This window comes from Paraburkholderia sp. BGA-UO-ETr-F21 (genome assembly GCF_059567925.1).
In genome coordinates, this window is the sequence record NZ_JCAQOY010000033.1 from 1 (window position 1) to 14,395 (window position 14,395).

Below are 14,395 nucleotides of genomic sequence, written 5' to 3' on the forward strand. Positions count from 1 at the left end.
CCCGAAAGATCCACCTCGCATCGCGCATCAAGCGCCCACACTTATCGGCTGTTAATTTTTAAAGATCGAGTCCGCATTCACTACCGAACCAGCACCGTATCGCCAACCTCGCAACACCCGGTACCGCTTCGTTCTGCGTCGCTGCATCAGCAGCAGAGAAACGAGATTATGGAGAACGATTGACGCATCGTCAACCCCCTTTTGTGAATTTTCTTTTGACCAAGCGCCGATCCACGCCAGAACCAAGCCGCCCCTACATATAGAGAAGTGGGACCAGCGAGCCCGCGTCATGTGAGAACGACCAAGTTACTCTATAGTGAGGAGCTTGAAATCCACCAATACGCACGCACCTTGGAACACGGACCCGACAACCGCTCCAAGCCCGACCAGCGGCGCGGGGATGCACCTGCAACAAACGCGCATGATGAAATGATGTGCACACAATGAGCGCGAAGGCTCAAGCTCGTATATAATGCGAGCCGCGCGAATTTCGCACATTTCTATCGGCCCGCTTCGAGCGGGCTCATCTTTTTTGCTCCCCAGAGCACAGCCAAACAACCGCGTTGAGTCACTCAGGTGATGTTGAGCCATGCTCGAAACGCCTGACGGTCGCGTCTTGCGTCTCATAGCGAAGCCTCTAGAGGAGAATACGTGAACCCTTTTGATCGCGAAGATTCGCAACACGAAACCGCCGGCTACGCCGCCAAAGCTCCCTCGGGCCGCACGGCCAAGGGCAAGGGCGCCGGCAAAGCGATCCCCGTGGCGGCCGAGCTGCCGCCGCAGCAAGCCGAAGAACGTCAGCGCCAGATGCGCGCGCTGATCCAGCTCGGCAAGGAACAAGGCTATCTGACCCACGCGCAGATCAACGACCATTTGCCCGACAACTTCGCGCAAACGGCGGCGATCGACAGCATTGTCAGCGCGTTCAACGACATGGGCGTGCAGGTCTACGAGCAGGCGCCGGATGCGGAAACGCTCCTGCTCAACTCGAACGCCCCTGCCGTGGTGTCGGACGATCAGGCGGACGAGGAAACCGAAGTCGCGCTGTCGACCGTCGATTCCGAGTTTGGCCGCACGACCGACCCGGTGCGCATGTACATGCGCGAAATGGGCGCGACCGAACTGCTGACGCGCGCCGGCGAAATCGCGATTGCCAAGCGCATCGAAGACGGCCTTCACGAAATGGTGCAGGCGATTGCCGCCTGCCCGCTCGCGATCTCGGCCATTCTGGCGAGCGCCCAGCAGGTTGCCGACGGCGAACTGCGCATCGATGAACTGGTCGACGGCCTCAATGAAGACACGGTCGCCGCCGAAGAAGACAGCGCAAGCGCGGACGCGTCGGCGGATGTGGACGCCGACACGGACAGCGACGACGAAGAAGACAGCGACGACGACGTCGGCCCGGCCGACTCCTCGGCCGCAGACGAAGCACGCCTGAAGCAGCTCACGAGCGACTGCCTCGAAATCTTCGCCCAGGTCGGCATGTTGTCCGACCAGATGAACGCCTCGCACACACGCGGCGACGTCACCTCGAAGGCGTACCAGCGCGCGCGCGAAGAGATCCAGCAGCACCTCGCGAAGATCCGCTTCACGGCACGCACCATCGACCGCCTGTGCGGCGACGTGCAGCAACAGGTTGCTCAAGTTCGCGCGATCGAGCGCAACATTCTGCAAATCGTCGTCACGAAGAGCGGCATGCCGCGCGAGAAGTTCATCGAGTCGTTTGCCGGCCATGAGGCCGACCTCGGCTGGACGGAACGTGCCGCGCGCGCGAATACATCGTACGGCGCGGCGCTGGAGCGTCATCTGCCGGCAATTCAGTCCGAACAGCAGAAGCTGATCGAAATCGAAGCAACGGTTTCGCTTCCGTTGAAGCATCTGAAAGAGATCAACCGCCAGATGGTCGCGGCCGAATCGAAGATGCGCAAGGCGAAGAGCGAGATGATCGAGGCGAATCTGCGTCTTGTGATCTCGATCGCGAAGAAGTACGTGAACCGCGGCATGCTGTTCCTCGATCTGATCCAGGAAGGCAACATCGGCTTGATGAAGGCCGTGGACAAGTTCGAATACCGTCGCGGCTGGAAGTTTTCCACGTATGCCACGTGGTGGGTCCGCCAGGCTGTCACGCGTTCGCTCGCCGATCAGGCTCGCACGATCCGCGTGCCGGTGCACATGATCGAAACGATCAACAAGCTGAACCGCATTTCGCGCGAAATCCTGCAGCAGACCGGTCAGGAAGCGCATCCGTCCGTGCTCGCGGAACGCATGGAACTCTCGGAAGAGAAGGTGCGCGGCATTCTGAAGATCGCCAAGCAGCCCGTGTCGATGGAAACGCCGGTCGGTGACGACGGTGACGCCACGCTCGGCGACATGATCGAAGACTCGGCAGCTTCCTCGCCGGCCGACGCAGCCATGCAGGCCGACTTGCGCGCCGCCATCGACGACGCGCTCGACTCGCTGTCGCCGCGCGAAGCCAAGGTGCTGCGCATGCGCTACGGTATCAACACGAAGTCGGACCACACGCTCGAAGAAGTCGGCAAACAGTTCGACGTGACGCGTGAGCGGATTCGTCAGATCGAGAGCAAGGCCATGCGCAAGCTGATGCATCCGAGCCGCGCCGACCGCCTGAAGTCGTTCCTCGACCGCTAAGCCAGCAATTAAGGCAGCAATTGCGCTTGTCGTGCGTCACGCACGGCAAGCGCATCCCTCCTCCTACCTCAAGCAAGCAGCGAAATGATCCCGCAGTGGGTGATTCACGTTGCCGCCCACCTTCCAGCCGTATAGAACGCGCCAGACTCGCGCTGAAAAATCGCGAAAAGCGCTCCGGAGTCCTTGCGCGTCCGCGCAACTTTCTTCAATACATCTCCCCGCAATGCCGATCAGGCGCATGCGCGTCCACGCGGACCACGCCCGCCACACGCGGCCGCCACGGCGCCAATCGCCGCAAAGCGCGCCCGCGTCCATCATCCCCGCAGGCAACGGGCACAGTCGTTGCGCGCTCCTCTGTATACCTTTTATGAGGAGCAGATCATGACTACCCTCGATCCCCACAGCCCGGCACCAGCCAGCACGCAAGGCGCAACTATTGTTGGCGTTGGTATCGGCGACGGCCCCGGACCGGACGTCATGGCCGCATCCACGCTCGACGGCAACAAGGTGATCTCGTCCGACGGCGAACATGTCGGCAAAATCTCCGACATCATGCTCGACGTGCGCGGCGGTCGGATCGCCTACGCGGTGTTGTCCACCGGCGGTTTTCTCGGCATAGGCGACACACTTCACGCTATCCCGTGGAGCGCGCTCACACTCGATACGGACGACAAATGTTTCGTGCTCGACGCAAGCGCCGAACTGATCAAGAACTCGCCGGGATTCGATAAGGATAACTGGCCTTCCATGGCGGATATGCAATGGGGCGCCACCGTGCACGAGTATTACAACCGTCCGCCGTATTGGGAAGCCACGCGCGATGTGGTGGAGGGGCGAGAACCGGATCCCAATCTTTGACTGGAGGGTGGTCGGTCGGCATCAGGCCGTCAGCCTGAGCGAGGAAAAGTGCCGCGAGCCGCTCTTTAACAGAAGGCATGGCTGCCGATGAGTTTGTCCACGGCATTTGTCCACAGAAACTGTTCGCAAGCCTGTGGACAACCTGCGCATGACTCACGCAACTCGTTGAACGCATTGGCTTTCACCTGCGCGCTCCCAATGAGTCGCGGGTCTCACGGCTTGCGGGACATCGGCGTGGCTTCGCGATATTACGGCAATACAGTTACGGCAACACAAACGTTTTCACGAGCGTCAGTTCACCGGCCTTGCGCATAGGCACCCGAATCGTTTCGCTCTTTTCGTTTGGCGTATTCTCGTTCGTGATGATGGTGACCTGCGCGACGGTCATATCGGCGCCGCTATTGCCGCTGCCGTAGTAATTCACAAACACCAGATATGTGCCCTTCAACGGCGCTGCCGACGAGTAAATCTCCGGTCCATAGCCGGTCGTCACGTCGACGTCGAGCGCGCCGCCATTCGGCGCAACGCGCTCGCCGTACCAGGTGTGCGCGCCGTCGGGCGACACGACGTGCAAATCCAGATCGGTGCCGTCGGTGTCCCACGCGAGCAGCACGCGCAGCTTTGGCTGGGTCTTGCCGCTGTAGGCGTCGTAGAACTGCACGCGTTTGCGGCTGCCGTCCGGCGCCCGCAGTTCGACGCCGTTACTGCCGGCAGGAAACGCGTAAGGCCGCGAGAACTTGCCGTCCTCTTCCACGCGCTGCGGCAATGGTGTGCCGTCGACCACGAGCGTGCCCACCGTGGCGCCCTTCTTCTTCGGCGTATTGCGGATCTGCCCTTCGATCAGCGCGAATCTGGACTGCCCTTCCGGCGTCGATACCGACACTGCCGGGTAATGCACGTCCTGCGTATAACGCTCGCTGTCACCGCTCGTGTTGCGCCAGCCATTCAACGGCGCGGCGAAGTCGATGTCGCTCGCATGCGCCGCCGGCGCTGCCTGCAGGCACGCCAAACAGGCTATTGCGAACAACTTGTGACGCGCTTCCATCCAACCCGTCGTCTTGACCTTCATCTTCACTGCTCCCATCCCGCTGTCAAAGTCACTCGCAGTTCGCGAGCATCAGGTCGCCGATCTTGCGCAGCGGCACGACCCTCGTTTTCATGGCATTCGTTCGGCGTGGGTTCGTGGAACCACTGCTTCAGCGTCGTCCCGATCACGGCGCCATCGTGCGAAGCGCGTATCGACGTTGTAGCCGGTCGAATCGAAGTTGCCCTGCTAATTCACATACAACAGTTACGCTTCACACCCAAACAGACACCCGCATGACGCACCAAAGACGACCGGCTCAACAGACATAACGGCAAGCGCGTGACGATATTCATTGGATCGGATTGTCGGTACGAATCAGCGTGCGCGCGGTCCGCTCGACGAACGTCTCATCGAGACCACGCGGATGATGCTGGAACGCGAGGTGAATATATTCATGCGCCAACGCGATCCGATCCTCTTCGGTCTGCAAGCGATACACGTACACGCGATTGCGCTGCGCGTCGGCATACGGCCGCCCTTCTCGCACCGCGCACACCGCGGGCAGATCGGGGGTTTCGTAGCCCGCCGCGCCATCCATGCGCCGCGCCCACAAAAGCGCGTTGCGCTGCAGCCAGGCCTGCGCGCCGGCCACCGCGATGCAGTCGCCCGATAACGGACTCTGGAACGACGTCAGCGTCGCTTGCGGCCAGGTGCGCGCGAGAATGGCGTCGAACGTCAGGCCGGTTTGAGCGGAGGCCTTCGCGGCCAGCCAACTCATCTGTCCCGGCGCGGCCTTGTCGTGGTGATACTGGACGGGCACGCCGGTCAGCACGAGCGCATCGGTCAGATCGGCGGCATGACGCGCGGCTGCCGTCGGCGCGCGCGGCAGGACGCGCTGCGTGCTGCTGCTGTCGTCGATACGCAAACAGCCGTGATCGTGGCTGCCATGTTGCACGACGTAGGTTCGCGCCGCGACGGCTAACGCCTTGGCCGCCTCCGGCTGGCTGGTGTCGCCTTCGCGCTCGACCACGCGCGCCACATAGTCGTTCATGCCGAAGCGGCCGACCACTTGCGGCGCGCCCCCGGCGTCGCGATCGAGCCGCAATTCGCCGCGGCTCGTCACGCGCGCCCAATTGCCATTCACAAAGCCGACCCGGAAATCGCCGCGCAACGGACCATCCGGTACGGAGGCCGGCCCTTTATCGCCGAGCACTTCGCGAATCGGATAGCGACTGAAGAAATCGACCAGCACGCAAGCCGTATCGTCCGGCACGGTGATCTGCGTGAGCAGCGGCGCGATGCGCGGCGCGGCGGCCGCCAGCACGCGCGCGCTGCCACCCGAACCGCCCAGCCACACCGGCGTGCCGTCGGCGAGCCAGCCCGCCGCGCCGCCAATCGAGGCACCCGGCCGCGCCGGATCCGGCATCGTCCAAGTCTTGGCGCGCAGGACACTGCCGTACAGCGACACCGTGCCTTCGCCGCGTCCGCTGGTCAGCACCGATACGAGGGTGCTCGCGGCCGCTTCGCGCGCCCGGCTCGGCATGGCCTGCAACGCGGCGAGCAAGTCGGCTACCGGCACGCGGCGCGCGGGCGTCATGGCGTGCAGATCGCGCAGCCAGATGGGCGCGTGAGCGGCAGTCCAGTACTTGCGCCAGTCGGTGGAATCGAGTTGCAGGCGCGCGGGCTCGAAAAAGAGTCCGCACGACTGCACCAATGCATGTTCGCGATCGATGTGGCCGCCGGTCATGCAGCAATACACTTCTTCCGGGTCGTCGCCGGTGCAGGCGTAATCCGGCGTGGCGATGTTGCGATCCACCAGATAGCCGTAGACGAACAGTTTCCACACGCTGCCGAGCGGCGTCTCAAGCGTGCGCGGCAAGTCATTCCCGGCCTGAGGCGAGAAGCCGACCGGCGTGCCGCTGCCGTCGGCTTGCCAAAGCTGGGCCTGGCCGTCGCGCAACCAGGCAAAGCGCAGCATCTGCGGCGCGGAGGCCGTGGCCGACACAGTTGAAGACGAAGCCGCCGCGTCCGTTACCGTTCCGTTGAAACCGCACACCACGCTCACGGCGAGCGCGATCCGCAGCGTAGCTGCCAGACGATCGCGTAGAGGCCGAAGCGCGCGGAACATGGCGGTCTCGTCTCGCTTACTGGATGCGCAACGTCGTCACGCGATCGCTCTTGCCGCCTTCGAACGCCTTCGCGTCCGGCTGATACATGCGGAAGTACCGCGCGGGCGGCAGCGCGAACGTGCCCGGCAATGCGAAGCGCACCAGTTGCCGCAGCGTGACCGGCCGGTCGAGCAACGGCACGGGCTGGTGATATGCGAGCTCGCCCATCTCGTAGGACGCCACGCGTTGGAACGGCTGCGGGCCGCTCACGCCCTCTTTCGCGCCCGGCAGCCCGTCGATCGACACGCCCCAGCTCGTCGCCTCGACATCGCCGCCCGGCGGCAGCGGCACGTCGAGCAAGCCGTAGTGATAAGCGTTGCCCGAGCGCGGCGTGAGCGTGACTTCGTCGACGTAGAGCGCATTGCTGTCGATCGCATCACCCTGCTTCACCAGACGCGCGGTGAACGCGGAGCGGCCCAGCTGGCTCTCGGCCGCCGCATCTTTTTTCTTCGAATCGGCCGCGATCTCGACCGGTTCGAGCTTGTAGAAACGCCGCGCAACAGTGATGTTCAGACGGCTGTCCTCGCTCGTGTGACTGCGGAACGAGACCAGCGCGTTGACGTCGGTGCGCGCGGCGCCGGCGTCGAGCGTGGCCGGCAGCGTCGCGCCGGTCCACTTGTAGAGCGGCGTGCCGGTGGGCGTCGCGGCGCGCGTCCAGCCCGAGCCTTGCAGCGACGGCAACGACGCCGCGGCCACATCGCCGCCCAATGCCTTGCGCAACCACAGGAGCGTCAGCGCGCGATCGAGCGTCGGGTAATCGGCGCTGCTCTTCGCGAGCAAAGCCGATGCATCGACTACCGCGCCGCCGTCGCCGCCGGACATGACCAGCAGGCTTTGCACGAGCGGCGCCGGATCGCTGCTCAACGCAGTATGCGCGGCGCTCGCCGCAGCGTCGAAACCATCGGGCAATTGAGCATTCGCGCTGCGCGCCATGCTCGCGATCAGCAGCGTCGCCATCTGCTTGCCGCGCGGCGCATCGGCTTGCGCGAACACGATGCTGTCCGACGCGTTATATGTGCCGTTGCGCGCCGGCGCATTAGCCGTGGCGGCCGCGTCGCTCATCAGGTCGGCGGCCACGCCCGACACCGGCGTCGCAACCGGCAAGCCCATCTGCTGCATCAACCACAAGGCCAGTGCGCGATGCAGCAGCGGCTCTTTCGCACCCGCGTCGCGATAGACGTCCATGGCATGCTGCCAGTTGTCGGCGGGCAGGCTGATGCCGAGGCTGCGGCTCGCGAGCCAGTCCGCGTAATACGCGTAAGCCGTGATCAGCGCGCTGCCGCCGGTGCTATCGCCCCACCAGCCGAAGGTGCCGCCGACGCCCGCCAGCATGGCCAGACGCTGCCGCTGATTGCGCAGCAGCGCTTCGAGCCCTTGCGTCGAACTCGCGTTGTCGGCGTGGCCAATCGCATCATGCGCGAGCGCGAGCGGAATCAGGCGGCTCGAAGTCTGCTCGGCGCAACCGTACGGATAGGCGATCAGATCGTCGGCGACGCGCATGAACTGGCTCTGCGCGCTGCCAATGAATCGCACGCTGACGTCCTGCGCGTCTTGCGGCAGATTGAGCGGCTTGTTCGTGCCGTCGAGCGCCAGCGTGTTCTGATGCAGATCGAGCCATCCGCTCGCGTCGAGATGAATCGTGGTTTGCAGACGGTCCACATCTTTACCCGCGCTGCGCAAGGTCGCGTTGATCACGCCATCCTTCAGCGCGCCGCTCGGCAGGCGCAAATAATTCGCGCCACGCTTGAGCGTGACCTTCTGATTCAACGAAAGGCCGCCGCCTTCCACCACCCACTGCGCGTCCATGTCCGCGTCGGTCTGATTGAAGGCGATCATGTCGATGGCGGGCTGATCGTTGACACGGAAATGCGACGGTCCGCTCCACTTCAGATACAGCGCCTTGTCCGAGCGCACGTAGGCAGTGCGTTGACCGACCATGCCGTCCGGTGCCGCGGCGCGCACGGTAATGCGCCAGCGCGCCAGCGAATCCGGCATCCTGAACGTCATGGTGGCGTGACCGTTCGCGTCGGTTTTCAGGTTGGCTTCCCACGCGGCCGTGTCCTGATCGTCACGGCGCGGCCGTTCGAGCACTTTCACACCGCGCTCGTTGTAATTCGCGCGCTGTGGTCCGCCCGGCGCCCCCTTCAACGGCGAGCGCGCGAGGTCGTAGGTGATGAACGACAGGCTCGACGAAGTCCGCACGTTATTCCGGCGCGGGTGATAGAAAAAATCGACGATATTCGGCGCGATCTCCGGCTGTAACACGTAGACCATTTCATCGACCACGCTCACGGTCAGGTTCGCCGCTTCCGGTTTGCCGTTCACCGTGCTGTCGAGATTCAGCGTGACTGTGTCGCCGGGACCGTACACCGGCTTGTCGCTCTTCACGTTGAGTTCGATCTGCGGTTGAGCGACCACGATGCCCGCGTTCTGGAACACGTATTCGCCGGCGTGCACGTACAGCACCGAGAACGTCATGTTCGGCGCGAAATCAGCGCCCACCTTGATACGCGCTTTCCATTGCGACGGCGCGACGCGTTGCAGTTGCAGCCAGTCGCCGCCTGCCGTCAGCAGCGCGCGACGTTCCACGTTGTCGCGTTCGAGCGTGAGCAACGCGTCGTCGACCGGCATTGGGAATGTGATCAGCGCCTCGGCGGTATCGCCGATCTTGTACCTGTCGCGATCGAATACGATCTCGACACTGCCCGGAATCGCCTTCACGCCGTCGCCCGCAACCCAATGGCTGGTGGCGGCGAGCAGGTTGCCCTGGTCATCTTTGACCGACAGCATGTACGAGCCCGGTTCGTCGAATTGCACCGGGAACGGCAGCTTGCCGCCCACGCTCGTGCTCTTCAACGCGCCTTCGCCATGCGTTTGCGACTCGAGACGCGTCCATTCGTATTTCGACGGCGCATGCGAAGCGGGATCGATCGCACCAAGCGCCTGCAGATCGAAGCTGACCGATTCCTTCGGTTGCGAGAACGATTTGGCCGTGGTCAAACGATACGGTGTCGCGCCGCGCGCGATCAGCACTTCACGTGTCACTCGCACCTTGTACGCCGCGCCGTCCTGCGCGAACAGCGTCAACGCATAGCGGCTCGGCTCCTTCGCGGCCGGCAGCGTGAGACTCGCATTGCCGTCGCTGTCCGTCTTCAACTCCTGCTGGTCGAGCTTGACCGGGAACAGACCCGCATAACGCAATTCGCCGTCGACGATCGTCACTTTTTGCGCGCGCAATGTGACCGAGATCTTGCTATCGCGCACCGGCTTGCCGTCCGGATAGCGCAACTGGATCTTGCCCTTCAGCGCCTCGCCGGTCGCATAGTCGGCTTTATCCATCGAGAGGTTCACGTCGAAGTGCGGCTTCACATATTCGGCGACGCGAAATGCACTGCCGTATACATCGCCGTTGTAGTCGAAGCGCAACGTGTAGCCGCCGGCGGTGGCGTCGGCGGGCAGTGTGAACGCGGTATCCGCGCCCGTGTCGGAAGCGAAATGCACCTTGCTGCTCGCCACCGGCGCGCCGTTCGGATCGAGCACGTCGAGCTTGAGATCGGCCTCGGCGGGCGCGGACGATTGCGTCGCGTTCTGGAACGTGCGGCCGATGAACTTCACATGTACCGGATCGCCCGGCCGGTACATGGGCCGGTCGGTGACCGCGTAGATCTTCGTGTTATAGATCTCGCTGTCGTAATAGAAATTCTCGGAGACGAACACACCGCCCTGCGGATCGGTGCCGAGCACATAGCTGCGCTCGGGGCTCACGTGTTGCAGCACCAGCGCGCCGTCGTTGCCGGTCGTGCCGCTTTGCAGGACGCCCACGCCGTCGGTCCAGTTCACTTCCGTATTCGCGACCGGCTTGCCGTTGTCGCGCCGCGTGGTCCATACCAGCATGCCGTTCGGCGCGGCTTTGACGACCGCCACCGTGTCGGACACGAACAGGAGCGTATGCGCGCGATAATTGCCGATCACCGCCTCGACGATATATAGCCCCGGCGGCAGCTTGCCGACCGGAATCATCACGTTGCCTGCGCTGGCTTCGATAAAGTTACTGCTACTGCCCGCGAGATTCACACCCTTGGGCGGCTGGATCACTTTTGCGTCCCAGATCGGATAGCGGAAACGCGCGACCATGTCGTAGCCTTTGAGCGGCGCGAATTGCGAGTTCGGCTCGAATTGCGTCTGCTTGCCGGTCTGCTCGCCGAGCTTGAATTGCGGCGCCGCTTCGGTCGCCTTGCTGCGGGTCGCGAAAGACAGCACACGCTGCCATGCGCGGCGCGCTTCGGTGAACCAGCGGTCCCACAGATACGCGAGCGTATTCGCCAGCCCTTCACTCTGATAATTCGGCGCGACGTTAAGCCGGTGCAGATTCTTCTGCGCCTTCAGAAAGTCGAGCGGCTTCGGCACGCGATACACGACGATATCCGCGCCGCCGTACGCCTGCAACGCGTCCTTGAAATCGCGGCCGGGCGCTTCGAGCCGCACCTGCGCGAGTTGATTGCTGGCGAAGCTCGCGTCCGAGAGCAGGAAGAATGGCTGACCGTCCACCTTCTGCGAACTGAAGTTGCTCGGCGGCGCCGTCTGCAACGTTGGATTTCCTGCGATGTTGGCATCGGCGGCGGTGTTCGACGCTTCGTCGTCCGCATAAGCAGCCGGTGCGACGGCGAACGTCATGGCCGCGAATAAGACGGGAAGCAGCGCCGCGAACGCGCATGCCGCGCGACGTCGCGCGTTGCCCAACCAACCGCGCGATGGCGTGACGGAAATCATTCGGGTCATGGTGTCAGAAAGTCCAAACGAAACACGCCGACGAAATTCGGATTGCCGTCGAGCGGCTGCCAGCGGGAATCTTTCCATTGCATCAGGTCGGAAACGGCCACGGCGCGCAGACCGGTATCGGTCGGCGTGACGGTGCCTGTGTGATAAGCGATGTAGCGATCCAGCCAGATCATCAGATGCTGGTCGTCGCCCTGGTCGAAGAACAGCAGATCGCCAGGCAGCGCCTGGTTCACGTCCTTCGAAACAAAACGGCTGTTGCGTTGAATCAGTGCGATTGCCGACGCGTACGCGCCGATGGAACCATCGAGCTGGGTCCAGCGGTTGGCGATCGTGCGCTGCGCTGCGGACAGTTGCAGTTCGGGCGGCATGCTGCTCGTATCCGCCAGAGTGGTCATGCCATTGGCGCGCAGCCATCGGGTGTCGTGCGGCCTGAGCGTCTCGCCGACCGCGAAGCGCACGAGCCCCGCGCAATCGCGTTGGGTCCAACGCGGCGTGGGTCCGCGCCGCATCTGCTGGTCGACGATACGCACGAACCACGCGCGAAATGCCGCCGATTGCTGCGGCGAGAGTGCGTCGGGGTCGGGTGATGCGGTGGTGCTGGTGAGCGCGCGCGCGTAAGGGGTGTAGGGCGCGAGGCTCGCGACGGCGAATGCACATGCAACGCGTGCGAGCCACGCGCGGCGCGAGGCGGTGGCGGCGTGGCGTGGGACAGGCGCGGTATGTGTGGACTGCGCGGCATGCACGGACCGCGTCGGCTGAGCAGCATGCGCGGTCTGCGCGGCATGCCCGAACTGCGCAGCATGCGCGGCATGCGCTGGCCTTGCTGCGACCGCGCCTTGCGGCGCGCGCTCAGGCACGCACGTCGCGACTGTCGCGTCGGGTACGCGAAGGCGGCGCACTCAGTCGCCCTCGGTGCCGGGTTGATCCGCGGGCGTAACCGCAGCGCTTTCTGTCGAACCGGCCCCGGCTTTCGCGCGATCGAACCACCACTCCACCGGCACCCAGCCTGTCGAGCCCGGCAGGTTTTGCGGCAGCGTCAGCGAGACCGGCGGGTAATGAGCGAGCGCGTGCAGCTTCGGCACGAGATGCGTGCGCGACGCGTTGCGGAACACCGCTTCCTGATCCGCCGGCAACGCCGCGCCCGCCTCGCGCTCGATCAGCGCGGCGGCCGACGAAGGCGTGAGCGTCAGAATCGTGCGCGGCAGACGCTGCGGCGCGAGCGTATCGGCCAGCGCCGGATAGCGCTTGTCGAGCACCGCGAGCGTGTCGTCGACGAGCCGGCCGTCCGGCGAGAAAATCAGATAGCCGTGCGCGAGTGCGAGCGTGACCGGGAAATAGCGCTCCGCCGACAACTGCGACGCGAACGACGCCTTGCTCGTCAGTGCCGTGCCCGACCGCGCGCTGACGGGACGCTGCCACACGGTGACATCCGCGCTCTGGTCGCGCGTGGTGACCGGCAAGCGGCGATAAGCCGACGAGTCCGCGCCGTCCGTTTTGGCGGCCTTCGCTTCATAGGCACCGATCACATCGCCGAAGGTCTTGCCGAGCGCCGCCTTCAATGCGGCGACACCGGCCGCGTCCTGCTTCTTCACGCGAGCGACGAACACCGGGGCGACCAGCGTGGACTTCGCATACCAGCACACCGCCGCGGGACCGGCGAGCTGACCGCCAATCGCGGCAGCGTTATCCGCGCCGCCGGCCACCTTGCCCAACAGACCCGAGGCTTCTTTCCAGTCCGCCGGCAAACTCGTGCAGGCCGCCGGATTGGCCGGCAACGCGCGCCACAAATCGGCGCTGTTCCACTGCTGCGGTAACTTGCCCGGGTCGATCAGCGCCGAGGTTTGCCAGTTCGCCGCTGCACGTCCCGAAGCATTCGACGAAAAATCGAAGCGCAGTGCGTCGATGCCGGAGAAGAACGCCTGATAACCGAACGACAGATAGTTGGCCGACACCACCAGCCGGTGACCTTTCGGCACCTCGCCGGGTGCGTCGAGCTGATAGGCGCGCGCTGCATCGTCGCGGCCCGAGGAGAGCATGTCGGACACCGCATCGGCCCGCTCGCCGAGCAGGCCGCCCTTCTCGTCGAGCAGCACGCCGGGCGCGGACAGTACGACCAGCCGGTCGTCCTTGCTGGCGAACAGCAAGGTGCGGCCCACTGCCAGTTTCAATGCGTAGACCGGCACGTCGCCGGAGAGCTTCGCTACCTGGCTCAATTGCGCGTCGCTCGTGGCGACATTGCCGACGCCTTGCAGCAGCTTGGCGAAACCGTTGCGATGCATCGACATGACCCAGTAGCCGAGGCGGCCGTCAGGCGAGCGCCACAGCAGCACGTGCGCGGGTTCGTCGAATACACGGCGGATCACTTCGTCGCGCCAGTCGAGCTGATGCTCGAACGCGAGCCGGCGCAGCGCGCCTTCGGCGGACAGCCGCGTATTGCTCGATTCGTAGTAGTCGACGAAGTCTTGCGTGAGCACGTCGTGCAGCAATGGCACGCTCAGAATGTCGCGCGGCAAATGCGAGAGCGATTCACTGTCGATCACCGCGTCAGGGTGATGAATGTCGAGGACGATTTCGCCATTCCCGGCGGCTTTGCGATGCGCAAATGGACGCCACACCGCCTGAATGACCACGCCGGCCACAACCAGAAGACCGACAACCAGGATTGCAATCTTTTTTCGCGACATCTTCATCTGATTTCTTCTGGTTCGATGCGACGGTATTAACGGGAATGCCCGGCGGATTAAACCGGCGGGATCATGGCCGAAGGCAGCGATGATAACCGATATTTTTAACGGCGCGATCAAATCTGAAGTGCAACACCTTCCTCGTGTAAGGTGCGCACATGCAAAAAAGAAGAACGTATCAACAGCTTCAGCCTGAAGAGCGCATGACCATTGCAAGCATGAAGCAGCAG

General features: G+C 63.9%; 8 protein-coding genes. 3 read left to right on the top strand and 5 right to left on the bottom strand.

From position 1 onward, the window contains the following. From AC57B1_RS20260 to AC57B1_RS20270, 3 genes are all read left to right on the top strand, one after another. The coding region (locus AC57B1_RS20260) for a hypothetical protein (RefSeq protein ID WP_496418452.1) at positions 1–183 on the top strand (183 nt) is incomplete at its 5' end. A gap of 468 nt (positions 184–651) precedes the next feature. Continuing rightward, positions 652–2,649, top strand: coding sequence for an RNA polymerase sigma factor RpoD (gene rpoD / locus AC57B1_RS20265; protein WP_496418453.1), 1,998 nt, complete (start codon positions 652–654; stop codon positions 2,647–2,649). Positions 2,650–3,030: 381 nt separating this feature from the next. Then, a complete protein-coding gene (locus AC57B1_RS20270) occupies positions 3,031–3,507 on the top strand; it encodes a PRC-barrel domain-containing protein (protein ID WP_408348485.1) in 477 nt (158 codons plus the stop codon). 262 nt (positions 3,508–3,769) lie between these two features. Here AC57B1_RS20270 and AC57B1_RS20275 read toward each other — a convergent pair whose 3' ends face one another. From AC57B1_RS20275 to AC57B1_RS20295, 5 genes are all read right to left on the bottom strand, one after another. Next, positions 3,770–4,576 (bottom strand): YfaP family protein, encoded by an 807-nt coding sequence (locus AC57B1_RS20275; protein ID WP_408348488.1) that lies wholly within the window; start codon positions 4,574–4,576, stop codon positions 3,770–3,772. 307 nt (positions 4,577–4,883) lie between these two features. Then, complete coding sequence (locus tag AC57B1_RS20280) at positions 4,884–6,512, bottom strand: DUF2300 domain-containing protein (RefSeq protein WP_496418456.1); 1,629 nt, start codon at positions 6,510–6,512, stop codon at positions 4,884–4,886. Between the two features lie 166 nt (positions 6,513–6,678). Beyond that, the gene (locus AC57B1_RS20285; RefSeq protein WP_496418454.1) at positions 6,679–11,481 is read right to left on the bottom strand and encodes an alpha-2-macroglobulin family protein; all 4,803 of its coding nucleotides are present in this window, start codon (positions 11,479–11,481) and stop codon (positions 6,679–6,681) included. Next, positions 11,478–12,224: a DUF1175 domain-containing protein gene (locus AC57B1_RS20290; protein ID WP_496418457.1), complete on the bottom strand. Its 747-nt coding sequence runs from the start codon at positions 12,222–12,224 to the stop codon at positions 11,478–11,480. The genes AC57B1_RS20285 and AC57B1_RS20290 overlap by 4 nt, the downstream gene beginning before the upstream one ends. A 156-nt stretch (positions 12,225–12,380) precedes the next feature. Further along, positions 12,381–14,171: a DUF2138 domain-containing protein gene (locus AC57B1_RS20295; RefSeq protein ID WP_496418455.1), complete on the bottom strand. Its 1,791-nt coding sequence runs from the start codon at positions 14,169–14,171 to the stop codon at positions 12,381–12,383. Between the last annotated feature and the right edge of the window lie 224 nt (positions 14,172–14,395).

Bases quoted from the DNA above. Each gene is read 5' to 3' on its own strand.
- AC57B1_RS20275 (WP_408348488.1), bottom strand. From the start codon at position 4,576: ATGAAGGTCAAGACGACGGGTTGGATGGAAGCGCGTCACAAGTTGTTC.
- AC57B1_RS20270 (WP_408348485.1), top strand. From the start codon at position 3,031: ATGACTACCCTCGATCCCCACAGCCCGGCACCAGCCAGCACGCAAGGC.
- AC57B1_RS20285 (WP_496418454.1), bottom strand. From the start codon at position 11,481: ATGACCCGAATGATTTCCGTCACGCCATCGCGCGGTTGGTTGGGCAAC.
- AC57B1_RS20280 (WP_496418456.1), bottom strand. From the start codon at position 6,512: ATGCTGCGCTTTGCCTGGTTGCGCGACGGCCAGGCCCAGCTTTGGCAA.
- AC57B1_RS20295 (WP_496418455.1), bottom strand. From the start codon at position 14,171: ATGAAGATGTCGCGAAAAAAGATTGCAATCCTGGTTGTCGGTCTTCTG.